Consider the following 24,504-nt stretch of genomic DNA (forward strand, 5'->3'; position numbering starts at 1 on the left):
GCTTTACCCTGGAAAAATGTTATTATTAAACAATACGTGATCAGAAAATATGAATGAGAAGGTGAAGGAATGCAAGTCAAAAAAGCAATCATTCCGGCTGCAGGACTTGGCACAAGGTTTCTACCTGCCACCAAAGCCATGCCAAAAGAAATGCTGCCGATTGTCGATAAGCCAACGATCCAATACATAGTAGAGGAAGCAATCGCTTCTGGAATTGAAGACATCATCATCGTCACCGGAAAAGGCAAACGTGCCATCGAAGATCATTTCGATCATGCCTTTGAACTCGAAGAAACCCTTATGAGAAAAGGGAAAATCGATATGCTGGATTCTGTCCTGGAAACCTCAAATGTGGAGATCCACTACATCCGCCAAAAAGAACCGCTGGGCCTTGGCCATGCGATTTGGTCGGCGCGCCGATTTATCGGCAACGAACCGTTCGCGGTCCTGCTCGGTGATGACATCGTGGAAAATGACGAACCATGCCTGGCTCAATTGATGAAGCAAAACGAGTTGACCGGCAAAAGTGTCATCGGTGTCCAGCAGGTACCTGAAGATGAAACCCATCGCTACGGCATCATCAATCCGGTTTCCATCGACGGCAAATTGATCAAAGTCGATAACTTTGTCGAAAAGCCGGAGGCGGGAACAGCGCCGTCAAATTACGCCATTATGGGCCGCTACATCCTGACGCCTGAAATTTTCGAGTTTTTGGGTCAACATCAGCTTGGTGCAGGTGGAGAAATCCAATTGACGGACGCCATCCAGATGCTCAACGAAGTCCAGTCCGTTTATGCCTATGAATTTGATGGACACCGCTTCGATGTCGGCGAAAAATATGGATTTATTGAAACGACCATTGAATTTGCGTTGAAGCGTCCTGAACTGAGAGATCAATTATTGGAGTTGTTCGAAAGAAAACTGCAGGAATCTTATACGAAAGAAAATAAATAATCGACTTTTAAAACCCGTATTCAGCTAAGCATTCTGCAGCTGAATACGGGTTTTTGCATAAAAAATTACAGAAGCTAGGTCTTTTAATAGATGTGATATAATCCAAATAATCTAAAAAATCTGTTTTTAGGGTGGATAATTCGTAGGAGTGTGATAAACTATCTAAATAAAGAATAGAAATTGTAAACAGATGGAAATTAGCGTGTAATAAGTCTACCTTTGCTTTCAGAAAAGCTTCGGTACAAGGAGGCCTCTTCAGAGTGGATGATATTTATTTTGAACAGAATTACGGGCGGTTGTATGAACAAATCGAACAAGGTACGTGCGAGGTATTTAAATTCGAACATCCCTTGGGGAAAGTAAGTCATTTGTTCATCAAGCGGCTTATTTCCGTGTGCATCAACGAAGAAACCTATTACGATATCAGCACGCCGTATGGGTATGGGGGACCTTGCATCACCGATTGTGAAGAAGTACATAAATGTCAGGTGGTTCAAGCTTTCAATGATGCTTTTAAAGAATTTTGCCATAAAGAGAACATTGTCTGCGAGTTTGTCCGGTTCCACCCTTTATTCACCAATGCCCAGGATTTCAGCAGCTGCTATGACTTGACGTTCCGTCGCCATACGACCGGTACCAATTTGAAGGATTACGACAACCCTGTGAAGTCCGAATTCTCCAAGTCGAAGCAAAAAAGCATCCGTAAAGCGTTGGAGGCCGGGGTAGAGTACCGTGTCACCGTAAACCCTCCCGATCTGGAGGAATTCAAGGAAATCTACTATTCGACCATGAAAAGAAAAAATGCAGCTACCGTGTATTATTTTAACGATGAATATTTCGAGAATCTTCTCAATTACTTTGGCGAACAGATCGTGCTGACGGAAGTGCTTTATGAAGGGAAGATCATTGCGATGGGGCTTAACTTGGTCTCGGGAAAAACCATCCATATCCATTTGTCGGGCACGCTGGAAGAGTACCACCATTTATCTGCAGCTTTCGTTATGCGTTATGCGCTGGTGATGTGGGGGAAAGAACAAGGCATGGAGCTGATCCACGAAGGTGGAGGTGTGACAGGGGAAGCCGATGATCCCTTGTACCTTTTTAAAAAGCAATTTGGCAAAAATACAGAATTCACCTTCCATGTCAGCTACAAAATCTGGAACCAGGAAATTTACGATCTGCTATGCAAAACTGTAGGGTCAAAAATGGAAGACGGCTCATTCCCGGCCTATCGCTCGAAAACTGCAGCCCGTGAACAGGTGGGCATCAACGTTCGCTGATTTAGATGGAAGAAAGTCTGCTGTTTTTTGGCAGGCTTTTTTTATTCGGCTAAAAGTCAGCTTCCGATTTCGGTGACGGATGCTATAATAGGGATAAACATCGATTTTAACAGTAAAGGATTTGTCATATGACACCCTATAAATGTACTTCCTGGATCGCGGCCATTTCCTGGATGGCCGTTATTTTTTATCTTTCCCATCAACCGGGTTCTGCTTCAAGCGATTTAAGTTCAGGCGTCGTAGCTGCATTGTTGAGTTTTATTGATCAAATGGCGCCGAATTTAGAGTTTGATAGTGAAAATTTCCATACTTTTGTTCGGAAAAATGCGCATTTTATCGCCTATTTCCTATTGAGCCTGTTAAGCCTGAACGCCTGGAGAAGCAGTGGTTTCTACGGGATGAAGCAATTGGTGCTGGGATTTGGCATGTGTGTCCTTTTCGCGGTGACAGATGAAATCCATCAATTGTTCATCGAAGGACGGAGCGGCGAAGTGAGAGATGTATTGATTGACAGTGCCGGTGCAGGCTTGGGTGCCGTGTTTTATGCCCTTGGCGATAAATTGTGGCGGCTGCAAAAGAAAAAGAGCAAGAACGAGCAGATTAAAACAGAAACCTGATAAACAATTCTACCAGTATTGAATCGATAGGCAGGTATGGTTTCAATTTTCTGGTACAAATGAATCTAGTAAATTCCAGAAATTTAGCGTAAGATGGTATAAATCGAAAGAATTATTGAAACGGTAAGGAGTAGAACGTAAATGACAGCAACCGGGTTACGCAAAAAGAGGTGGATTGTATGTGGACGTTGATTACCGGCGGCTTTCTGTTTGTGATGGCCGTTGTTTTCTCTTTGGGAAAAGCTAGTTCGAAGAGGGAAGATGCCACATACAATCATCGAGAAGAATTGCTGGCGCGCAGTAAAGGCAGTGACACTGAACCTGCCCTATCGGAAGAACCGGACTTAGAACCGATCGAACAGCCGGAAAACAATAAAGAAAATAATGCAGAACGCAATACACCGCATCCTTCAGAGCAACTCTGAGTGTGGTGTTTTTTAGTGCTTATTACCCTTTTAATGACAGCTTATTGAATTTTCAGATATCAAACTGTTATTTTCAGCCTATATTATGTATGATAGGTAATAAGAGCATTATGCACCAAAGGAGGTGATTGGCATGAAAGCAAAAACATTTGGATTTGTCCTGCTGGTGCTTTTGGGTATCGCCGGATTCAGTTATTTCTTTTTGATGATTGAAAAGTTTACGCAGAACGAAGAAGCGGAAAATGGGCAAGAAAGTTACAGTGCCAATCTGGATGAGGCAACAGACAAAACGGCGGAAATTCAGGCCGCTATTGACGAAACACCTGCTGGAGGAACGCTGGAAATCACTCCGGGCGTCTACAAACTCAGCAAAAACCCTGATCTTAAAGCCGTTACAGGATATGGTGACAGCTATTTTGCTTTGAAGATTTCAAAGCCGATTACGATTTTGATGGAAGAGGTTATTTTCCAGACGGATACGGATGATGATTATGGTGTGTTTTGGGTCAATGAAACAGAAGATGTCCATTTAAAAGGCGGCGTTCTGATGGGTGAGCGTTTGCCAAAAGACGGTTCATTGACTTCCCATATTGCCATTCTGTTTCTCTATACAAACAATAGCTCCATTGAAGACACTTACATGAAAAACTTTTCCCAGGGTGTCCATCTTAATCATTCGGATCATAATATTGTCAGGAAAGTAACTTCGGAGTTTAACTATGGGTCCGGGATTATCAGTTTTGATTCTGACCAAAACCTCATCGATTCCTGTGTGGTGCGAAATTCCGGTGACGGCCATTTATCTTTGTATGGAGGTGGCGAAGATAATCATGTGGTGAATTGCATGGTTACTGAAGACCGCCCGGGTTATACCGATCAGCAGGGAATCACGGTGGAAAGTGAAATTGGCAGTTTGATCGAAAAAAATACGGTCAGTGGATTCTACTACGGCATCGATGTCAAAAATGCTTCGGAATCGAATATTATCGAGTCAAATATCGTGTTCGACAATGAATACAATATCGCTGTACGCGGCGGCGACGGTGGTGAAAACCTTCAATTGCCGAGCTACGATACGCAAATTCTGAACAATATGGCCGTGGACCCGCGGGATAATTCCCACTATGGAATTTATGTCGGGGCAGGAGAAGGTCATGTCGTCATCGGCAATACCCTGAATACCGGCCACTTGGCCATTCCGGAAGAAGATATGGAAATTTACGAAGATCAAAATCATTACGTGCCTGAAGAAGACTGAACACGTTTCCTGCTGAAGCCGGCAACGGCTTCGCGGAAACGTGTTTTTAGTGTGAATTTTATTGCATCGGAAGCGTGAGGTGCGGAAAAGGGTGGTTGAGGTGCGGAAATCATCCTTCGAGGTGCGGACTTTCGGGTATGGGGTGCGGTTCATGCCGTTTGAAGTGCGGTTTTGGGCAAACGAGGTGCGGTCGACCGCTTTATCGAAATAAACCCGCATGTAAATTTTCCGCTAATGGTACAATTGGTCATATTAGGATTTTCTAGAAGAAAAAAGGGGGAATAGGATTCATGGCAATTTTAGTTTGCGGCGGCGCGGGGTATATCGGCAGCCATACGGTGAAGGAATTGGTGGATACATACGAAGTAGTGGTGCTGGACAATTTGACGACAGGCTTCGAGCATCTGGTTGATGAACGGGCGATTTTCATCAAAGGGGATTTGGGCGACCGAGCGGTTCTGGATGAACTCTTCACGGCATACAGCATTGACGCTGTGTTCCATTTTGCCGCCAATAGCCTGGTCGGCGAGTCAGTGGAAAATCCCTTAAAATATTACCGCAACAACGTCAACGCCACATTGGTGCTGCTCGAGAAAATGGTTGAGCATGGCGTCAAACGCTTCATCTTTTCATCGACGGCCGCGACCTATGGCATTCCCGATACAGAGATGATCACGGAAGAAACGGCAACCAACCCGATCAATCCTTATGGGCGGTCGAAATTGATGGTCGAGCAGATTTTAGCAGATATCGCGCATGTCCATGATTTCCAGTATGTCGTGCTGCGTTATTTCAACGCTGCGGGTGCGCATGTGTCAGGCGAAATCGGTGAAAGCCATGACCCGGAATCCCACTTGATCCCCATCGTGCTGCAGCATCTTCTTGGACAGCGCGACAAAATTTCCGTATTCGGCACGGATTACGACACAGCTGACGGAACGTGTGTCCGGGATTATATCCACGTCACGGATTTGGCCCGGGCGCACATCCTTTCCTATGAAGGAATGGTTGATGGAAAAGTTGCCAATGAAACCTATAACCTCGGCAATGGAGCAGGTTATTCAGTCAATGAAATCATCAGCTCCTGCCAGCAGATTTCGGGCAAACAGGCAAGCATCGAATATGCACCGCGGCGTGCCGGAGATCCGGCTACATTGATCGCATCATCCGATAAAATCAAAGCTGCATTAGGCTGGACACCCGCATATGATTTGAGGACCATCATTTCCAGTGCCTGGACATGGCATTCGAAATAATACTATCACCTAAATCTCCTTGAGCAGCTCGACAGCTCAAGGAGATTTTTTAATCCTGTCAAAAACAGCTTCCAGCAGAGAAGAGTGCTCCCATTTTATTAGGGAATTATTGGGAATGTAAAAATACTATTAAATAATTGTAAAGTATATGTTATTTTCGAAATAATACGAATTATCTATATTTATCGATTTGTTATGTGTTAAGATGAAAAAAAGATGGTGATAGTGGGCATAAAGTATCGGTTATGATGCTATTCATCATTTTTTCCCTTTTGGTCATTTTGCCTTCCCTTTATTCGGCTTCAGTGATGTGTATTGCTTAAAACCTAAAGGAGTGAGAATTTATGACAACAAAACCGCTGGTCAGTATAGTTTGTACAAGCTACAATCACGGAGATTACCTTGCCGAAGCAATTGAAAGTTTCCTCATGCAAAAGACGGATTTTGACGTTGAAATCCTGATTTATGATGACGCCTCTACCGATCATGGCCCTCAAGTGATTAAATACTATGAAAACAAGTATCCCTCTTTGATCAAACCGATCTACCAAACCCAGAACCAATATTCAAAAGGAGTCCGTGTTGAATTATTCAACCACAACCGGGCAAAAGGAAAATACATTGCCGTCTGCGAAGGTGATGATTACTGGACAGATCCCTGCAAATTGCAGAAGCAGGTTGATTACATGGAAGAGCATCCGGCATGCAGCATGACTGTCCATGCAGCTGATCGTGTGTTGTCCGATAAGAAAAAAATCCTTTCCACTGTGCGGCCGGAACAGGGAAATGCCATTTTTTCCGTTGAACGCGTGATTGAAGGAGGCGGCGACCTGGTTGCCACGAATTCCATGGTCTATTCAAAAGAAAAAGTTTCGGAACTGGCTCCTTTCTACTTGAATGCAGTAGTAGGTGATTACCCGTTGGTCATTTTAGCCGCGCTTCATGGAACGGTGGATTATCTGGATGCCAATATGTCAGCTTACCGGGTGGGGGTCAAGGGATCCTGGACAGAACGTGAACTGGCTACCGCTATGAAACGGATCAATCATTATTATGATATGGAAAGAATGCTGGATGAGATCAATAAGTATACCCACTTCAACTACAATGACTCCCTCATGAAAGCAAAGCGGGGTTACCAGTTTTCCCTCCTATTGGAACAGGGGAATTTTAAGGCTGCAAAACGCGGCGAATTCCGGAAAATCTACCTGGATTTAGGTGCCAAAAAGCGCATGTTGCTGCAGTTGAAACGCTTTTTCCCCAATGTGGCAGACAGCGTCCGCAAAGCAAAATGGAAATTAATCCAGTAAATGCAGTTGCATAGGTGACGGGACTGGGGGATAGGAGATCATCAAATGGAACCACAACCTTCATTGAAAAAGAAGACGATCGGCGGTTTGGCATGGAGCTTCGGTGACCTGGTCGGCAATCAAGGCATCCAGTTCCTGATTCAGATCATTTTAGCGCGTATGCTGCTGCCCGAACATTTCGGACTGATCGGCATGATCCTGGTATTTATCGCGCTGTCCAATTCACTGGTCGACAGCGGCTTTACGCAGGCGTTGATCCGTGAACGCAATGCCAGCCAGGCGGATTATTCAACGGTCTTTTATTTTAATCTGCTTATTTCTGTGATGATTTATGGAATCCTTTATGCTGCAGCTCCCGTCATCAGCAGCTTTTTCGGCGAACCGCAGCTGGTCTCCCTGGTGCGGGTATTATCCATCGGGATTGTCATCAACTCATTAGCGATCATTCCGAAGGCGATGTTCGCGAAAGAAGTGAATTTCAAAGCACAGGCAGCGATAAATTTGAGTGCCAGTATCATATCCGGAGTCATCGCGATTGGGCTGGCGATGGCAGGATACGGTGTTTGGAGTCTGGTGCTGCGTCAATTATCGTTGAACGCCATCCAGTCTTTGCTTTTTGTCTTCACGAAAAAATGGATTCCTTCCTTGGTTTTTAGTGTCGCTTCGTTCAAGCGGTTATTCGGTTTTGGCTGGAAGCTTCTTGTATCAGGGTTGATCGATACCTTTTACACGAATGTCTATTTTCTGATTATCGGCAGGCAGTATTCTGCTGCACAACTGGGTTTTTATACAAATGCTTCGCGTTTCAGTGAAATCGTTTCGCAAAATTTGGCAGCTACCATACTGCGGGTGACCTATCCGGTGCTGAGCAGCATACAGAATGAACACGAACGGTTAAAACAGTCATATAAAAATATCACAAAACTTGCGGCTTTTCTCATTTTTCCGATGATGGTGGGAATGGCCGCTGTCGGGGAACCTCTTGTATTATTGGTGTTCGGTGAAAAATGGCTGCCGATGGTCCTTTATTTTCAATTGCTGTCCATTGCCGGGATGCTGTATCCGATATTGGCGCTCGATTTGAGCATTCTTCAGGTAAAAGGCCGATCCGACTTGTATCTGCAGTTGGAAATCATCAATAAAATCTCATTGACGATTCTACTGGCTCTGGCGGTTTGGCTGGAATTGGGCGTGATCGGATTGATTGCAGCCGCCATTTTGAACACCTATCTGGAATTCTTCGTCAATAGCCATTTCTCGAAACGGGAAGTGGCTTATCCGGCTACAGAAAAAGTGAAGGATCTGCTGCCGGTTTACCTGATGTCCTTTGTAATGGGGATTGTGGTGTGGGCGCTTGGTGCACTGTTGGAGACAGGCATACTGATCCAATTGCTGCTGCAGGTTGCTGCTGGAATCATGTTATACATCGCCGCTTGCTGGATTGCAAAGGTCGCCGAACTGAAGACGGTTTATGGACTGCTCCTGCCCATTCTCAAAAAAATAATACCATAAAAACGGTAAGCAGGATTATCTGCTTACCGTTTTTATTGCTGCTTCTTCAATTTGTTTTTGTGGCCACCGATAGGCCGGGAAGAGTTCGTTTTCCAGATTGGAATTTGTCGCATGGACCAATTGTTGATAAATTTTTTCGTTCCAAATTTTGTTGCCGACATAGTAATCAAATTCAGTATTTTTGCCGAATCTTTTTTTGAATTTGTACAGCGAGTCATCGGGGCCGGGATTGACTCCGCCGCCTGAATGGATAAATTCCACACCGTGTTCTTTTGCCCAGAGCACAATGGCGTAGGTCATGACATAAACGGGCGACAGGTGATTGAAGCCATCAATGGTTCCTGACAGGTGGGTATGGATGACGGGACCCGAGTGGAAATGGAGCTCTGCACCAATCACTTGGGAGTCGTAAATAGCCTCAACCAATATTAGCTGATCGCCTAAATTATCAAGCATCTTTTGGAAGTACGCGTCGTCGAAGAAATAGAAGTCTTCCGCGCCGACCCGTTCCATCGTTTTGAGATAGATTTCCTGAAACAGATCCAGGTCAGGTGGATCTATTGTGAGCCGATAAGTTACGCCGTCCTTTAACGCCTTCCGGATTCTCTTGCGGGTTGAACCGGAAAATTCCTCCTGTACTGGATCTTCGAATCCTTTCAGCGTGACGCCAGTCGTATGGCGCCTGAAGAGGACGTGGTAGCAGGACTTGAAATCCACGGCGTTGCCGGCTAGCGGATGGAAGCGGACAAATTCACTGACGATATTTTGCTCTTGGCAATAAGCATGAAAAGCCTGGCAGAAATAGGTCACCAGTTCATCCTTTCGCGTCTTGTCCTTCAGTTCAGTGATGACTGGGCCTCCATAGCCGTAAGGCGTGAGAAGGTCGAAATAAGGACCCCCCTCCAATTGGACAGGAATTGCTCGTTTGATGAATTGATGATAGACCGATCCTAGGGGATGTTCAAATTCGAAAACTTCACAGTTCCCTCCGTCAATCTCCTCGTATAGCTCGGCATAATCTTTTTTAAAAAATACATCCCTCAAAATAAAACCTCATTCCTTGTTATTTTTTAGGAGAATTTAACAATCTATCCTTTCTCCCAATGTTCCGCCCTACAGCTTTCTTTTTCTTGTTTCAAATGACTAAATTTTCAATTAAATAAGCTGTTATAGTGAGTATAGCGAATATTATAGGTAAATGCGAGGGTAAATGTCGTTTTTATATACAGAAAAATGGAGATATCTTTAGGACATAGGATAGAATAACGGAGAATATGGGTAATATTTTTAAAAATATAGTATTCGGAAAAGTGTGCATTTAAAGAAAAGTTGCCTTATACTAGAAGTAATCAGTATTTAATTGGGCTATGGCCTTTCAATAAAGCGATTAGGTTGAAGGAGAGACATCGATGATCAACAAGAAAACCATTTACTTGCTTCTTTGCATACTGGGGATTTTTGGATTGGGGACTGTTTTTGTTATGGGTCAAAGTACGTTCTTTGCGGAAGAGAAGATTAATGCTAAAACACAATTTGGAGCAGAAGGTGATGGAGTGGCTGACGATACACAGGCAATTCAGCGGGCAATTGATGAAACGCCAATAGGTGGGAAGATGCACATTCCGCCGGGTATTTACAAATTGACCAAAAATCCTGATTTGAAGGCCAGTACTGGATATGGAGACAGTTATTTTGCCTTGAGAATTTCTAAGCCAATCACCATCATCATGGACCAGGCGATTTTGAAGACGGAATCGGCGGACGAATATGGCGTGTTTTGGATTACCGGCACAGCAGATGTCCATTTGAAAGGTGGATTTTTGATGGGGGATCAACTGCCTGAGAATGGATCGCTGATTTCTAATATTGCCATTTTACTTCAGGACAGCCAGGAAAGCTCAATTGAAAATATTTATACGAAAAACTTTTCCCAAGGCATTCACTTGCACCATTCCAACGATAATATCATCCGAAATGTGACGAGTGAATCGAATTATGGTTCCGGCATCATCAATTTTGCATCGGATTACAACACAATTGAATCCTGTGTCGTCAGAAACTCAGGGGATGGCCATCTTTCCTTATTCGGCGGCGGCAAACACAATCTGGTAAAAGGCTGCGTAGTGACTGAAAATCGCCCGGGCTACACAGATCAGCAAGGCATTACTGTGGAAAGTGAAAAAAACAGTACAGTTGAAGGGAATATGGTCAGCGGTTTTTATTATGGCATCGATGTTAAAAACGGGGCAGAGTCCAATGTCATCAAAGGCAATCTGGTCTACGACAATGAATACAATATAGCGGTTCGGCCAGGTGATGGAGGAAACAACCTGATGACGCCGAGCAATAATATCAGCATCCTCAATAACCTGGCGATCAATCCGAGGGAAAACTCGGAGCGGGGAATCTATATCAATGTGGGAGAAGGGCATGTCATACGGGGGAATACAGTGGAAGAAAACAACTTGATCCTGCGAGATGAAGAGTTGAAAGAAATGTATGGAAAAGAAAATTTTATAGCGAAAGATGAGTGAACGGATGTATTTTACAAAGATGTAAATTTGGTGTTAAGTTATCTGAATAATCCGTTTATAGTGTTTTTCTATGCTAAAATACGATGTGTATACAAGATTTGTTGGAATTCTGTTCAGCTGAACCTGACAGTGGAGGCTTGGCCCGAGTCATTATAGCTGATAACAAAACTTACTTAACTGTAGAGGGGTCTGTAATTTATGGCAAATGAGATAAAGGTGAGTATTGAGTGCAACAGTTATAATCACGAGAATTTTATAGCGGAGGCATTGGACAGCATGTTGATGCAGAAAACGGATTTCGCCTATGAAATTTTAGTCCATGATGATGCATCCACTGACCGGACAGCTGAAATCATCAGAAGCTATGAACAAAAGTATCCGGATATCATCAAGCCGATCTACCAGACTGAAAACCAGTATTCGAAAGATGTTCCTTTTGAGTTGTTCAATGGTGCACGTGCATTAGGAAAGTATACGGCGGTTTGTGAAGGTGATGATTACTGGACCGACCCGGAAAAACTGCAGCGGCAAGTGGACTATATGGAGGCCCACCCCGAATGCAGCATGTGCGTCCATGCTGCCGAGAAGGTCTCAGCAGTGACTAAGAAAACCGTCGCTGCCATACGTCCGAGCCATAAAGACAAAATTTATTCCGTAGAAGAAGTGATTGAAGGTGGTGGGGAACTGTTTGCCACCAATTCGATCATGTATTCCCGTGAGAAAATTCCCGAAATGCCGGAATATTATTTGAATGCCCCGATTGGGGATTACCCACTGGTCATTTGCGGTGCGTTAAATGGGACGGTTTATTACATGGACCGGAATATGTCTGCCTATCGTGTGGAAGTCAAAGGTTCCTGGACGGATGTGCAGCTCACCGACAATTCTGCTAAGCAAAAACACCTGCAGGAAGTCGCGGCATTACTCGATGAAATAAATGCATTCACGAATTTCAAATACGATAAAGCCATCAACCGCACCAAAAGGCGGGATCGCTTCTACATCCTCTTGAAGCAGCTGGAAATCAAAGAGACTTTGAAAAAAGGCTACAGGCAGTTCTATATGAAGCCGGAATTCTTCAAGCGGATCTTTAAACGAATCACCATCTGAACAAAATTTGTGACCACGATATAAAGAAAAGGCGGTTTCGGATAGCGGGCAACAACGCTATCCGAAACCGCCTTTTTATCTGCCATTTTGACACAGGGGAATCTGGAAAGGATAGGTGCGTCCAAAATCGTTGGAAAAGTGTTGGGTGGGGTTAGCGTCTGGCATCTCAACTGAATAGAACAGGAGGTGGAATAAATTGGAAACCTCCTCTTTTTTTGCGTGGTTGTAAAACGGTCAAATTGACCTACGAACAGACAAACAATCTCCTCGATATGATATTTCCGGAAAATAGGAAGTATCTAACAGTAAAATGGAGAATCTTACTTAAGATTCCGGTTATAAACCTATTGATTTTTCGATTTGATAAAAGAGAGTGGAATAATTTACATAATAAAAATAAAAAATAATCTAAATTATCTGTTATTTATGACTTATGGTATGTTAGAATGATATTTAAGAAATATAAATAAGCACAAAGTAGCGTATCTGAAATGGAGGTCAATAAATTAAAGGTGGATTTTATGTCATTTGCCTATTTAATATGATTAAATAATGATAGAATTGAAATTTCAGAACATTGAGGTATTTGTTCTGCCCAATTTGCATTGGAGTTTTCTTTGATAGGAGCCGGCAGATGAAACAGGAAAAGTCATTGAAGAAAAAGACGGTCAGCGGTCTCCTGTGGAGCTTCGGGGATATGATAGGCAATCAGGGAATTCAATTCATTATCCAGATCATCTTGGCAAGGTTGTTGTTGCCTGAAGATTTCGGGATTATCGGAATGATCCTAGTGTTTGTCGCTCTTTCCAATTCATTAGTCGACAGTGGCTTCACCCAAGCGTTGATCCGAGATCAAAAAGCCAATCAAACTGATTATTCAACCGTTTTTTATTTTAACTTGGGCATTTCTATTTTAATTTATGGCGTGCTGTTCTTATCGGCGCCGTTGATCAGCAACTTTTTTGAGGAACAGCAATTGACGGCTCTTGTCAGGGTGTTGGGATTGGGCGTGATCATCAATGCATTCTCGATTATCCCAAGGGCGATGTTCACCAAGGAAGTGGATTTCAAAGTTCAGGCGAAAGTCAATATGGCGGCAAGTGTGTCGTCGGGGATTATTGCGGTGGCGATGGCGCTGCTGGGCTTTGGAGTCTGGAGTTTAGTCGTCCGTATGTTGGCGTTGAACGGGGTTCAGGCGCTGTTGCTGATTTTTTATAGAAGGTGGCTGCCTTCCTTGGTATTCAGTACGGCATCATTCAAGCGGTTGTTTGGGTTCGGCTGGAAGCTGCTTGTTTCGGGATTAATCGATACCGCCTATGACAATATTTACTACTTGATCATCGGAAAGCAATATTCGGCGACCTCCCTGGGTTATTACACGAATGCCGCAAAATTCAGCGATGTGGCGACACAAACATTGACGGCGACGATCCAGCGGGTGACTTACCCGGTATTGAGTGGGATCCAGGACCAAGAAGAGCGGCTGAAGCAAAGCTTCAAGAAAGTCATCAAGCTTTCAGGGTTTCTGATTTTTCCAATCATGATCGGTGTAGCGGCAGTGGCGGAACCGTTGATTCTCCTGATCTTCGGTGAGAAATGGGCAACCATGATTCCTTATTTCCAGCTCCTGTGCATCGCCGGCATGCTGTATCCGATTCATGCACTGAATTTGAATGTTCTGCAAGTCAAAGGACGTTCAGATCTATTTCTCTATCTGGAGATCATTAAGACCATCATACCGACGATATTGATAGTGGTTGTCATCTGGATGGACTGGGGGATCACCATTTTAGTGGTCACGATTGTCCTTGATTCGTATATTTCCCTGTTCATCAATATTTACTTTTCAGGACGGGAGATTTCATACGGCGCCAAAGAACAAATCTGGGATCTGTTGCCGATTTATGCAATTTCAGTCGGGATGGGAGCGGTTGTTTATGGGGTTGGGAAGCTCTTGCCTTTTTCAGAACTGCTAACGCTCATTCTGCAGATCGGCTTGGGCGTCGTGCTTTACATTTTCATTAGCAAGCTGTTGAAAATAAAGGAATTTGATACAGTTTACGATTTGCTGGTACCGATGATAAAAAAGATAAAACCCGCTAAGACGGGATGAACGAAAGAAAATAGATTCATACCTCGGGAGGGAATGTAATGGCTAAAGCTTTTGAACAACCGATTTATGTCACGCGACCTTTATTGCCGGACATCACTGGTGTTACGGAACGCTTGAAACAAGTGTGGGACAGCAAGCAGTTGACGAACTTCGGTGCGCAACATGACGAATTGAGCCGCGAACTGAAGGAATACCTGGAGACCGACCATATCTCCATGTTTTCCAACGGAACGATGGCTTTGCTGCTGGGCTTGAAAGCATTAAAGCTGACAGGCGAAGTCATCACGACGCCATTTACATTTCCTGCCACTGTGCAGGCTTTAGATTGGAATAATTTGACTCCCGTATTTTGCGATATCGATCCAGCGACATACAATATCGATGCCGATAAAATCGAAGCATTGATTACCGAAAAAACAACTGCCATCCTGGGTGTCCATGTTTTCGGCAACCCATGTGATGTGGAAAAGATACAGGCGATCGCCGATAAGCATGGGCTGAAAGTGATTTATGATGGGGCGCATGCCTTTGGTTCTAAAATTGATGGTGTTCCGATCAGCAGCTTCGGTGATATGACGATGTTCAGCTTCCATGCCACGAAGCTGTTTAATACGATTGAAGGCGGGGCATTGGCCTACAGCGACCCGGCCTTGGATAAACAATTGGACCTGCTGCGGAATTTCGGAATCGCCAATGCCGAGGAAGTGGTGTTGTCCGGACTGAACGCCAAGATGAATGAAGTCCAGGCGGGTGTCGGGATCGAAGTGTTGAAGGTGATAGGGGAAGAACGCAGAAAGCGCCACGCGATCAAACGAGCCTACCAAGAAAATCTGGTGGACATTGACGGCGTCCGGGTTTTGACAACGCTGGAGGATGAATCCAGCAGTTATCAGTATTTTGTGATTGAAATAGAAGAAGCGGCGTTTGGCCATTCGAGAGACAACTTGCATAAGGTGCTTCAGCAATACAATGTCTTTGCAAGAAAGTATTTCTATCCTTTATGCAGCGATTTTGAATGGTACAGCGAATTGCCGTCAGCGCGGCCAGAAAACCTGCCACATGCAAAGCAGGCTGTCCAACAGGTGTTGGCGATGCCTTATTACGGTGATTTGCCGATTGGATCTGTCGAGGAAATCTGCAGCATCATCCGGGAACTGCATATCACCCAGAAAAGCCTATCTCAAATCTAAGAAATGAGGGATCTATGATGAAAGGAATTATATTAGCTGGCGGAACAGGGACGCGCCTTTACCCGTTGACCAAGTCGATTTCAAAGCAAATGCTGCCTGTATACGATAAACCGATGATCTACTATCCGCTGTCAGTCCTGATGCTTGCGGGAATCAAGGAAATCCTGATCATTTCTACGCCGCGGGACATCTCCGGATTTTTGAGCCTGCTCGGCAATGGCCAAAAGCTGGGCATTAAACTGGAATATGCCATCCAGGAAGAACCTAATGGATTGGCCGAAGCCTTTACGATCGGCGAAAGCTTTATTGGCGACTCACCTGTTGCGCTGGTGCTGGGCGATAATGTTTTTTATGGATCGGATTTCGGTAGTTGGCTGCAGGAATCGGCGGAGCTGACAAAAGGCAGCATCATTTTCGGCTGTCATGTTGCGGATCCGAGAGCTTATGGTGTTGTGGAAGTGGATGAAGAAATGAACATCCTTTCCATTGAAGAAAAGCCGGAGCAGCCGAAGTCGTCCTATGCGATTCCCGGCCTTTATTTCTTCGACAATCAAGTGGTTGAAATTGCTAAAGGCGTGACCCCTTCAAAGCGCGGAGAAAAAGAGATTACTTCCATTGTTGAGGAATACAGGAATAGAGGGGAATTGCAGGTTAATATCATGGGGCGTGGCTTGGCGTGGCTGGATACAGGGACGCATGAAGCTTTGCTGGAAGCCTCCAATTTCGTGGAAGCTATCCAAAAAAGACAAGGCCTGTATGTTGCCTGCCTTGAGGAAATCGCTTACCGGAGAGGTTATATCAGCCAAGCGCAGTTGATTGAATTGGCGCAGCCTTTGAAGAAAACGGATTATGGCCAGTATCTATTGGATATTGCTTCTGAAAAAACCTTATTACACTATAAATCATAAAAGGGGCGCCTCTATGGAAAAGCTACTCGTAACTGGCGGAGCAGGGTTTATTGGAGGGAATTTTGTCCAATACATGGCTGAAAAATATCCGCTTTACCATATCTACAATCTGGATCTGTTGACGTATGCTGGGGATCTGACAAAGCATCAGAAAATCGAAACCAATGAGAATTACAGCTTTGTCCATATCGATATCGCTGACCGCCTGGCGGTCAGTGAATTGTTTGAGCAGGTGGATTTTGATTATGTCGTTCATTTTGCAGCGGAAAGCCATGTCGACCGGTCGATTACGGATCCGGAGATTTTTATCCGGACCAATGTTCTGGGGACGCAAGTGTTGCTGGATGCAGCTAAAGGAGCGAACATCAAGAAATTTGTCCATGTCTCAACCGATGAAGTCTATGGCGAGCTGGATTTTGACCCGGCAAGCTTCTTTACGGAAGAAACGCCGCTGCAGCCGAACAGCCCATATAGCGCCAGCAAGGCCTCTTCCGATCTTTTGGTCAGGGCCTATTACGAAACTTACGGTCTGCCGGTCAATATCACGCGCTGCTCCAATAATTATGGACCCTACCATTTTCCGGAGAAGCTGATCCCCTTGACGATTTCGCGTGTCTTGAATGACCAGAAGGTGCCGGTTTACGGAGATGGCAAAAACGTCCGTGATTGGCTGCATGTCCTGGATCATTGTTCGGCGATCGATCTGGTGATGCACAGCGGCGAAATCGGTGCCGTCTACAATATCGGCGGCCATAACGAACGGACCAATCTCCAAGTAGTGCGCACCATTATTGAGGCTTTAGGCAAATCTGAAGACTTGATCGAGTTTGTTGCAGATCGCCTTGGCCATGACAAGCGGTACGCCATCGATCCGACAAAAATCGAAAGGCTTGGCTGGCGGCCGGTCTATGATTTTGAAACCGGCATCGCCCAGACAGTCGACTGGTTTTTGGAAAACAAGGAATGGTGGGAACAAATCATCAGCGGCGAATATCAGCAGTATTTTGACAGGCAATATGCGCGGAAATAAGAAAGTGCGCCCTGTCTTTTACACAAGTGGATAAGGGGGAATAGGATGATGGCAAATCAGCCGACAATCAGTGGATATATAAAAGGTTCATATCCTGGGAACCAAACAGTGAAAATATTGGAATACAATGCTGAAACCAGCAGTCTGAAAAAACAGTTGGCAGCTTTGGGTTATACAAATTTCCTTGGGATCTGTACAGAGGAGCCAAAAAGTGGCCGGGATGCTGATCTGTATTACGTAAATGAAAAGACATTGACCTATAAAAACAATGCAGAAGTGCTGATCATCAATAAAGCCGACTTTCTGGATTTGAAAAATGCTTTCCATTCTTCAGCGGATTTGATTCTGTTCATCCCGTCTAGAATCATTGATCGCGCCAGTTTCCTGCCGCTGTGGGCATATAAACTGGCCAGGAAGAAAAAATGGGCTTTCCATTTTGAAACGTTTTCCGACGTTTCCGGGAAAGCTCGGACTGGCATCGTCTTCAAACGGGATCACCAAAAAGAAAAGGCGGCGCGCCAATACCTGTCGCCCGAGCTTGGCCTCGAAAACTTTTTCGAGCTTCTCAACGAACGGAAACTCGATTATGTGATTCTGCGCTGGTTTGATGAACTGCCTTTCCTTGATCTGGACGAAGACGTGGATCTGTTGATTTCAGACGAACATATTGAAAAAGTGCGGGATTTATTGAATGAGAGGGTCGGCATCTTGCCGTTTGATATTTATAGCGTAGGCGGTCTGCCAGGCAGCAACTTTAAGAATATCGCCTATTATCCACCGTATATTGCTGAAACGATAGTGGACCGACGGGAATTGTGGAACAGCAAGTACTTTGTTCCGTCTAAACGCCATTATTTTCTTAGCCTGATGTACCACGCGGTTTACCACAAAGGTGAAAAATCCGGAATCCCGGCAAAAACAGGAGGCATCGTCAAGAAGATTCCGCAAGACCATGATTACCCCGGAGTCCTTCAACAGCTGGCTGATGAAACCGGTACTGCACTCGAAGAAATCAGCCTGGAATCCCTCCATCAGGTTCTGGAAGAGGAAGGATGGGCGCCTTCGACGGACACTATCCGGAAATTGATCGGCGTCAGCGGCAATTGGTTGGAATCCATCATCAAATCGAATGAACACAATTTCGAAAAAGACGGAGAATTGATGGTGTTTGTCGTTCGGGAATGGGCAGAGGAGCGTCAGCTGACTCCGAAAATCATCGACTGGTTCGAACGGAATGGCTTATGCCTTATCCAGGCGGTCCGGCTTGATGAGGAGCAGAAACGAAACGCCGCCCAAAGCATGCGGGGTGGGAATTGGGGTCAGGGTCCATGGCCGGTGAGTGGCGGAAAACCATCCACTTTGCTGGTCATGTATGATTATCACCCGAAACCGCTGAACGCAAAAATGAAGAAAAAATACCCGCATGTCTCGAATGAACATTATTTATTGAAAGAGCAACTGCGGTCAGAAATTAATTTCAGCTTGTCGAAAGAAGAACGGGCCAATCCGCTGCACAGTGCCGATGACGAAATCGAAGCTTTGGATTACATTTCCGCTGTCGCTCCAGATCTCCTGCAGGAAGTTCGAAGCATCGTCACTGAATGGGACAATGCTTACCGGACGCATGAAAAAGTCATTGCGGATGTATCCGAGAAAAAGCGGCGCGCCAAAGTTGAAGTCATTGAATACCAAGGGAAAAAAGCGGTGAAAAAAACCTATAAGGCAGGAAAGCAACGGTTTTTGGAACGTGAGAAGTTCGTTTACGGGGAGCTGAGCAAGGAATGCGAATTCATTCCCAAACTAATCGACAGCGGTGAAAATTACATCATTGTTCCTTACCTCAAGACCAATAAAGTGACGGAAAGTTGGCACATCAAAAAGCAGATTCTAAAACGGAAGCATAAACAGGAGATTTTCAGCATCAATGAATTCTTCTATAACAAAGGGTATGCGCTGATCGATTTCCATCCGGGGAATATCCTGCTGACATCTGAAGGACTGAAGGTCATTGATTTCGAGTTCCTTTATCAATACAAGGAGCGGCCGCCGAATGTCCGTGATTCGTTTGATTTGAACGGATTTCCGGAAGATTTTACAGAAGACAGGCCGTACGGAATATTTCCCAAGCAGCGACGGAATATGTGGAAAAAGATTCTATATTAAACGCGATTAGAGGAATGGCCTATGGCATCTTTGAAAAATCAAGCAGTGAGCAGTGTGAAACTCACTTCAATATCAATGCTCGTTACCAGCATCCTGCAGATCGGCCAATTGCTGATTTTGGGCAGGGTTCTGGGACCGGCAGTTTTTGGGCTGATCGCCATGGTACAGATCGTCATCCAGTTTTCGCAGCTGTTCCTGGAAATGGGCATCACGGACGCCATCATCCAAAAAGAGAAAATCACCAAACTTGAGCTCTCCAGCCTGTACTGGTTTTCTATTTTCGTCGGAGTGGTGTTGTTTCTTATTCTTTTGGGGGCTGCTCCTGTGATTGCGCTGTTGTTTGATGAAGCCAGTCTGACACCGATGATTCAAGTGGTCGGCATCAGCTTTCTGATCCTGCCGTTCGGGCTGCAGTTTCAGACACTCGCCACGAAAAAGTTGGAATTCGCCCAAATCACTAAAAATGAAATTCTGGCGACGACAATCGGTGTGCTGTTGACCATTTACCTGGCAGCCTTCACGGATCTCGGTGCCTGGTCGCTTGTATATGGACATATCGCCATGTCGCTGTTCAGAAGTGTTCCCTGGGTAATCGGCGGCTACCGGAATCCGGAAACCAGACCGCAGCTCGTTTTCTCATGGAGAGCCATTAAAGGCTTCGTATCATTTGGCATGTACCGGCTTGGCTCCACGAGCATCAATTATTTCACCACGAAAATTGATCAGGTGATCATTGGGATCACTTTGGGCTCTGTGGCGCTCGGCTATTACAGTATGGCTATGAATCTTATTATGCAGCCGGTCCAAAAACTGAATTCCATGATCAACCGGGTAGCTTTTCCGGTATTCTCGAAAATCCAGCTGGACAGTGCCAAATTGCGCAGAGCATATCTGCTGATCACCAACATGCTGACCAGCTTCAACGCACCGCTGCTCGCGGGAGTAATTGTACTGGCTCCGTATGCTGTGCCGCTTATGCTGGGGAAGGATTGGTCGGAGAGCATCATCATCATCCAAATCCTCTGTCTCTATGGTTTGTTCAAGGCATTGGGGAATCCAAGCGGCAGCTTATTCATTGCTGTCGGGAAGGTGAGATGGAGCTTCTACTGGCAATTGGTTCAACTGGCTATCATTCCGGTCGTCGTTTTTCTGGCCAGTTTATCGGGGGAAATCGTCGTCGTAGCATTAGCGGTCGGACTCTTGAGGATGGTACTTTTCTATGTCAGCTATTTTGTACGGATCCGCCATATCATCGGAAACAGTTTAGGTGAATTGACGTTATCGATCGCCAAGCCGATGATCCACTCAGCGATCATGTTGGCTCCTTTGTATATCATCAATGCCCAGTTAACAGGGGTTGGACCAGTTGGAATCATTGTCATCGACACCAGTATCGGCATGTTAGTTTACGGGGTGCTGATGATTCTGAACCAACGGGAACTGGTAGCGGAAATGAAAGGTTTTTTTCAAAAAAGAACAGCAGTTAAAGAAGGATAAAGTGATGCAGAAAAGTTGGGTTTAAACGGGGGATACCTCAGAATCACATTAATTATCGAATAATCAAAATAATATGAAATATTTAGACTATTCTATGGTAGAATGGAAAAATAAAATCGGATAATAAGCATATAGTCTTGGGTACATTGACGATTTTTCGGTTTTATATTTATCTTATCTGTACATGGGCATGAAAAAGACACCAGCATCCATGGATTTATACATGGCAGACGCTGAAAAAAGGTGGGGTATTTATGAAGTTGGATTCAAAAATTTACGTTGCTGGCCATCGCGGGCTGGTAGGATCGGCAATTATGAGGAATTTACAGGAAAACGGTTATACGAACCTTGTATTTCGGACCAGTAAACAGCTTGACCTGACGATGCGGGATCAGGTGGATGCGTTTTTTGAACAAGAGCAGCCAGATTATGTGTTTCTGGCAGCTGCTAAAGTGGGGGGGATCGTGGCGAACAACGATTACCCGGCAGATTTCATCCGGGACAATTTGATGATTCAGACAAATGTCATTGACGCCGCTCACCAGTACAACGTCAAAAAATTGCTGTTCCTGGGGAGTACATGCATCTATCCAAAATTGGCGGCGCAGCCAATGAGAGAGGATTCCTTATTGACGGGCGAACTCGAGCCAACAAACGAAGCTTACGCAATTGCAAAAATTGCCGGCATTAAAATGTGCCAGGCCTATAACCGGCAGCATGGAACGAATTTCATTTCCATCATGCCGACCAATTTATATGGGCCACACGATAATTTCGATTTAAACAGTTCACATGTTCTGCCGGCATTGATCCGGAAATTCCATGAAGCTAAATTGAACAATGCGCCTACTGTGGAGGTTTGGGGTACTGGAACGCCGAAGCGTGAATTTCTGTACTCCGATGATTTGGCGGATGCCGCGATTTATTTGATGAACACATACAGTGGAAGTGATTTGGTCAATATTGGGATGGGCAGAGATATTTCCATCAAAGAGTTGGCTGAGAAAATCGGGAAAACGATTGGGTATGATGGGGAAATCGTCTTCAACACGTCAAAACCTGATGGAGCTCCCCGTAAATTGGTCGATGTCAGCCGTCTGAAAAGCCTCGGCTGGGAAGCGAAGATCCCATTGGATGACGGATTGAAAATGGCCTATACATGGTTTGTGGAACACATAGAGAACAATACATTGTTGACGAATTGAGGGGGAAGATTATGAAGAAGGCATTGATTACTGGCGTTAACGGACAGGACGGTTCGTTTCTATCGGATTTCTTATTGGAAAAAGGCTACGAAGTGCACGGCATCATTCGCCGAAGTTCGAGCTTCAATACCGGGCGTATTGAGCATCTGTATATTGAGGAATTAAAGTCGAGCGAGAATTTCTATATCCATTATGGGGATATGACCGATACCTCTAATATCATCCGCTTGATCAGCGAAATCAAACCGGATGAAATCTATAATCTGGCGGCGATGTCCCATGTGAAGGTATCGTTCGAGACTCCTGAATATACAGCGGATGTGGATGGCATCGGAACTTTGCGCATTCTGGAAGCGGTCCGTATTCTGGGATTGGAGAAAAAGACGCGCATTTACCAAGCATCCACATCGGAACTTTATGGCAAAGTCCAGGAAGTTCCGCAAAGGGAGACAACGCCATTCTATCCGCGTTCGCCTTATGGCGTAGCAAAATTATACGGTTACTGGATTACGAAAAACTACCGTGAATCCTATGATATGTTTGCGGTCAACGGCATCCTGTTCAACCACGAATCAGAGCGCCGCGGAGAAACTTTCGTCACGCGTAAAATTACGATGGCGGTCGCACGAATCGCCAATGGCAAGCAGGATAAAATTCTCTTGGGGAATTTGGATGCCAAGCGGGATTGGGGATATGCCAAAGATTACGTGGAGTGCATGTGGCTGATTCTGCAGCATGAAACACCGGAGGATTTCGTCATTGCGACTGGGGAGATGCATACTGTCCGCGAATTTGCGACATTGGCTTTCAAACATGCCGGAATCGAAGTGGAATGGCAAGGTGAGGGGATTGACGAAAAAGGCATCAATGCGAAAACGGGGGAAGTCGTGGTGGAAGTGAATCCAGAATTTTTCCGCTTGGCAGAAGTCGAGCAATTATTAGGCGATCCTACAAAAGCGAAAAATCTGCTTGGATGGAATCCTACTTCCACTTCGTTTGAAGAACTTGTACAAATAATGGTTGCGCATGATTGTCATCTATTGAAAGAAGAAAAGAGCGCCATCACTGAGTATTAATCAAAGCGGGTTCCTTATTGGGTGGGGGGATAAAATCTTATGGTGACCTTAAATGATAAAGTCAGCGTTATTATTCCGACGTATAATCGATCGGAGTTGCTGAAAAAAGCAGTGGAAAGTCTGAAAAACCAAAGTCATCAAAACTTCGAAATCATCATCATCGATGACTTTTCGACAGATGATACGGCGACAGTCGTCAAAGAAATGGAAGATGATCGGATCATCTATCTCAAGCATGACATCAATAAAGGCGGTTCGGAAGCCAGAAATACCGGAATCAAACGGGCTACGGGGAATTTTATCGGCTTTTTGGATTCGGATGACCAATGGCTTCCGCAAAAGTTGGAAAAGCAGCTCGGGCGATTCGAAGAACAGCCCGACGTGGGAGTGGTCTATACGGGAGTGCAGGTGGTCAATGAAAACAATCAGCCTACCCGTAAAATCGTTCCTGAATACCGGGGCGACATACTGCCGAAACTGTTCGAGTCCAATTGCATCGACACGACATCATCCGTATTGGTGAGAAAAGAAGTGTTGGACCAGGTGCAAGGTTTTGATGCCGGGTTGCCAAGTTGCCAGGATTGGGATTTGTACATACGGCTGGCGCAAGTGACGAAATTCGATTTTGTCAAAGATAATATGGTGTTGTTTTATCACCATAGTGGGGAACGTATTACCACCAATAAAAAATCAGTGCTCAATGGACATCTGAGTATTTTTGAAAAGTACAAAGCCCTGGCGGTAAAGCAACAGAAATCGACTTTTCACCGTTTTGTTCTAACGATTTGGAAAGTCGTTTTCCGGACTGGGATTATCGGGCAAAACAAAGAAACGATTCGATTATCCAGAAAAGTGCTTACGGAAGGCTTTAGGGATGATCGGCTGTCAGTGAAGTTTGTGTTCTATTACCTATGCACTTTTTTGAATAGGAGGGCATTATTATACCTCTATACACAGTCCAAAAAAAATAACAGGAAATCCCACCTGTTATCTGTGACTACCCCATCCTGAAATTGGAAGTCGCCGGTTAGGCAAGCTTTTGCTTGTCGGGGGAAGGAAATTATAA

General features: G+C 44.9%; 20 protein-coding genes. 19 read left to right on the forward strand and 1 reads right to left on the reverse strand.

The annotated features are described in order from the left end of the window. Positions 1 to 69: 69 nt before the first annotated feature. The 8 genes from galU (at position 70) to ACRC6Q_RS04910 (ending at position 8,612) form a co-directional block, all read left to right on the forward strand. Positions 70 to 954: a UTP--glucose-1-phosphate uridylyltransferase GalU gene (galU, locus tag ACRC6Q_RS04875; RefSeq protein WP_223634465.1), complete on the forward strand. Its 885-nt coding sequence runs from the start codon at positions 70 to 72 to the stop codon at positions 952 to 954. A gap of 260 nt (positions 955 to 1,214) precedes the next feature. Continuing rightward, complete coding sequence (locus ACRC6Q_RS04880; RefSeq protein WP_223634463.1) at positions 1,215 to 2,234, forward strand: GNAT family N-acetyltransferase; 1,020 nt, start codon at positions 1,215 to 1,217, stop codon at positions 2,232 to 2,234. Positions 2,235 to 2,362: 128 nt separating this feature from the next. Next, positions 2,363 to 2,851, forward strand: coding sequence for a VanZ family protein (locus ACRC6Q_RS04885; protein WP_223634461.1), 489 nt, complete (start codon positions 2,363 to 2,365; stop codon positions 2,849 to 2,851). Between the two features lie 179 nt (positions 2,852 to 3,030). Next, entirely contained in the window at positions 3,031 to 3,276 is a 246-nt protein-coding gene (locus tag ACRC6Q_RS04890) for a hypothetical protein (protein ID WP_223634459.1), read from the forward strand. A 133-nt stretch (positions 3,277 to 3,409) separates the two neighbouring features. After that, positions 3,410 to 4,534 carry a right-handed parallel beta-helix repeat-containing protein gene (locus tag ACRC6Q_RS04895; protein WP_431465964.1) on the forward strand — a complete coding sequence of 375 codons (1,125 nt, stop codon included), beginning with the start codon at positions 3,410 to 3,412 and terminating at the stop codon, positions 4,532 to 4,534. Positions 4,535 to 4,824: 290 nt separating this feature from the next. Beyond that, positions 4,825 to 5,790, forward strand: a complete 966-nt coding sequence (gene galE, locus ACRC6Q_RS04900; protein ID WP_431465965.1) for a UDP-glucose 4-epimerase GalE — start codon at positions 4,825 to 4,827, stop codon at positions 5,788 to 5,790. A gap of 344 nt (positions 5,791 to 6,134) precedes the next feature. Beyond that, positions 6,135 to 7,100 (forward strand): glycosyltransferase family 2 protein, encoded by a 966-nt coding sequence (locus ACRC6Q_RS04905; RefSeq protein ID WP_431465966.1) that lies wholly within the window; start codon positions 6,135 to 6,137, stop codon positions 7,098 to 7,100. A 45-nt stretch (positions 7,101 to 7,145) separates the two neighbouring features. Beyond that, positions 7,146 to 8,612 carry a lipopolysaccharide biosynthesis protein gene (locus tag ACRC6Q_RS04910; protein WP_431465967.1) on the forward strand — a complete coding sequence of 489 codons (1,467 nt, stop codon included), beginning with the start codon at positions 7,146 to 7,148 and terminating at the stop codon, positions 8,610 to 8,612. 15 nt (positions 8,613 to 8,627) lie between these two features. Here the strand turns inward: ACRC6Q_RS04910 and ACRC6Q_RS04915 are convergent, their stop codons facing one another. Continuing rightward, positions 8,628 to 9,656, reverse strand: a complete 1,029-nt coding sequence (locus tag ACRC6Q_RS04915; protein ID WP_223634448.1) for a peptidoglycan bridge formation glycyltransferase FemA/FemB family protein — start codon at positions 9,654 to 9,656, stop codon at positions 8,628 to 8,630. Positions 9,657 to 10,021: 365 nt separating this feature from the next. Between ACRC6Q_RS04915 and ACRC6Q_RS04920 the strand changes: the two genes are divergently transcribed. The 11 genes from ACRC6Q_RS04920 to ACRC6Q_RS04970 all read left to right on the forward strand — a co-directional run bounded on the left by ACRC6Q_RS04920 (position 10,022) and on the right by ACRC6Q_RS04970 (position 24,449). After that, positions 10,022 to 11,146: a right-handed parallel beta-helix repeat-containing protein gene (locus tag ACRC6Q_RS04920; protein ID WP_431465968.1), complete on the forward strand. Its 1,125-nt coding sequence runs from the start codon at positions 10,022 to 10,024 to the stop codon at positions 11,144 to 11,146. A 198-nt stretch (positions 11,147 to 11,344) separates the two neighbouring features. Further along, positions 11,345 to 12,256 (forward strand): glycosyltransferase family 2 protein, encoded by a 912-nt coding sequence (locus tag ACRC6Q_RS04925; RefSeq protein ID WP_431465969.1) that lies wholly within the window; start codon positions 11,345 to 11,347, stop codon positions 12,254 to 12,256. A gap of 634 nt (positions 12,257 to 12,890) precedes the next feature. Beyond that, positions 12,891 to 14,369, forward strand: a complete 1,479-nt coding sequence (locus ACRC6Q_RS04930; protein WP_431465970.1) for a lipopolysaccharide biosynthesis protein — start codon at positions 12,891 to 12,893, stop codon at positions 14,367 to 14,369. Between the two features lie 38 nt (positions 14,370 to 14,407). Continuing rightward, a complete protein-coding gene (locus ACRC6Q_RS04935) occupies positions 14,408 to 15,559 on the forward strand; it encodes a DegT/DnrJ/EryC1/StrS family aminotransferase (protein WP_431465971.1) in 1,152 nt (383 codons plus the stop codon). Between the two features lie 17 nt (positions 15,560 to 15,576). Further along, entirely contained in the window at positions 15,577 to 16,467 is an 891-nt protein-coding gene (gene rfbA / locus ACRC6Q_RS04940; RefSeq protein ID WP_223634891.1) for a glucose-1-phosphate thymidylyltransferase RfbA, read from the forward strand. Between the two features lie 13 nt (positions 16,468 to 16,480). After that, positions 16,481 to 17,497 carry a dTDP-glucose 4,6-dehydratase gene (gene rfbB, locus ACRC6Q_RS04945; protein WP_431465972.1) on the forward strand — a complete coding sequence of 339 codons (1,017 nt, stop codon included), beginning with the start codon at positions 16,481 to 16,483 and terminating at the stop codon, positions 17,495 to 17,497. A 45-nt stretch (positions 17,498 to 17,542) separates the two neighbouring features. Then, the gene (locus ACRC6Q_RS04950; RefSeq protein WP_223634430.1) at positions 17,543 to 19,660 is read left to right on the forward strand and encodes a hypothetical protein; all 2,118 of its coding nucleotides are present in this window, start codon (positions 17,543 to 17,545) and stop codon (positions 19,658 to 19,660) included. Positions 19,661 to 19,681: 21 nt separating this feature from the next. After that, entirely contained in the window at positions 19,682 to 21,157 is a 1,476-nt protein-coding gene (locus ACRC6Q_RS04955; protein ID WP_431465973.1) for an MOP flippase family protein, read from the forward strand. A gap of 254 nt (positions 21,158 to 21,411) precedes the next feature. Next, positions 21,412 to 22,362: a GDP-L-fucose synthase gene (gene fcl, locus ACRC6Q_RS04960; RefSeq protein WP_431465974.1), complete on the forward strand. Its 951-nt coding sequence runs from the start codon at positions 21,412 to 21,414 to the stop codon at positions 22,360 to 22,362. An 11-nt stretch (positions 22,363 to 22,373) separates the two neighbouring features. After that, positions 22,374 to 23,438 carry a GDP-mannose 4,6-dehydratase gene (gene gmd, locus ACRC6Q_RS04965; protein WP_223634423.1) on the forward strand — a complete coding sequence of 355 codons (1,065 nt, stop codon included), beginning with the start codon at positions 22,374 to 22,376 and terminating at the stop codon, positions 23,436 to 23,438. Between the two features lie 39 nt (positions 23,439 to 23,477). Continuing rightward, positions 23,478 to 24,449 carry a glycosyltransferase family 2 protein gene (locus ACRC6Q_RS04970; RefSeq protein ID WP_223634421.1) on the forward strand — a complete coding sequence of 324 codons (972 nt, stop codon included), beginning with the start codon at positions 23,478 to 23,480 and terminating at the stop codon, positions 24,447 to 24,449. Positions 24,450 to 24,504 lie beyond the last annotated feature (55 nt).

It is taken from the genome of Planococcus sp. SE5232, assembly GCF_050686535.1.
In the GTDB taxonomy this organism is placed as follows: domain Bacteria; phylum Bacillota; class Bacilli; order Bacillales_A; family Planococcaceae; genus Planococcus.

What these genes read in the sequence shown, in the direction of transcription:
- ACRC6Q_RS04920 (WP_431465968.1), top strand. Translation starts at nt 10,022, where the DNA reads ATGATCAACAAGAAAACCATTTACTTGCTTCTTTGCATACTGGGGATT.
- galE (WP_431465965.1), top strand. Translation starts at nt 4,825, where the DNA reads ATGGCAATTTTAGTTTGCGGCGGCGCGGGGTATATCGGCAGCCATACG.
- ACRC6Q_RS04950 (WP_223634430.1), top strand. Translation starts at nt 17,543, where the DNA reads ATGATGGCAAATCAGCCGACAATCAGTGGATATATAAAAGGTTCATAT.
- galU (WP_223634465.1), top strand. Translation starts at nt 70, where the DNA reads ATGCAAGTCAAAAAAGCAATCATTCCGGCTGCAGGACTTGGCACAAGG.
- rfbA (WP_223634891.1), top strand. Translation starts at nt 15,577, where the DNA reads ATGAAAGGAATTATATTAGCTGGCGGAACAGGGACGCGCCTTTACCCG.
- gmd (WP_223634423.1), top strand. Translation starts at nt 22,374, where the DNA reads ATGAAGAAGGCATTGATTACTGGCGTTAACGGACAGGACGGTTCGTTT.
- ACRC6Q_RS04930 (WP_431465970.1), top strand. Translation starts at nt 12,891, where the DNA reads ATGAAACAGGAAAAGTCATTGAAGAAAAAGACGGTCAGCGGTCTCCTG.
- ACRC6Q_RS04885 (WP_223634461.1), top strand. Translation starts at nt 2,363, where the DNA reads ATGACACCCTATAAATGTACTTCCTGGATCGCGGCCATTTCCTGGATG.
- ACRC6Q_RS04895 (WP_431465964.1), top strand. Translation starts at nt 3,410, where the DNA reads ATGAAAGCAAAAACATTTGGATTTGTCCTGCTGGTGCTTTTGGGTATC.
- ACRC6Q_RS04970 (WP_223634421.1), top strand. Translation starts at nt 23,478, where the DNA reads ATGGTGACCTTAAATGATAAAGTCAGCGTTATTATTCCGACGTATAAT.
- ACRC6Q_RS04910 (WP_431465967.1), top strand. Translation starts at nt 7,146, where the DNA reads ATGGAACCACAACCTTCATTGAAAAAGAAGACGATCGGCGGTTTGGCA.
- ACRC6Q_RS04890 (WP_223634459.1), top strand. Translation starts at nt 3,031, where the DNA reads ATGTGGACGTTGATTACCGGCGGCTTTCTGTTTGTGATGGCCGTTGTT.
- rfbB (WP_431465972.1), top strand. Translation starts at nt 16,481, where the DNA reads ATGGAAAAGCTACTCGTAACTGGCGGAGCAGGGTTTATTGGAGGGAAT.
- ACRC6Q_RS04955 (WP_431465973.1), top strand. Translation starts at nt 19,682, where the DNA reads ATGGCATCTTTGAAAAATCAAGCAGTGAGCAGTGTGAAACTCACTTCA.
- ACRC6Q_RS04905 (WP_431465966.1), top strand. Translation starts at nt 6,135, where the DNA reads ATGACAACAAAACCGCTGGTCAGTATAGTTTGTACAAGCTACAATCAC.
- fcl (WP_431465974.1), top strand. Translation starts at nt 21,412, where the DNA reads ATGAAGTTGGATTCAAAAATTTACGTTGCTGGCCATCGCGGGCTGGTA.
- ACRC6Q_RS04935 (WP_431465971.1), top strand. Translation starts at nt 14,408, where the DNA reads ATGGCTAAAGCTTTTGAACAACCGATTTATGTCACGCGACCTTTATTG.
- ACRC6Q_RS04925 (WP_431465969.1), top strand. Translation starts at nt 11,345, where the DNA reads ATGGCAAATGAGATAAAGGTGAGTATTGAGTGCAACAGTTATAATCAC.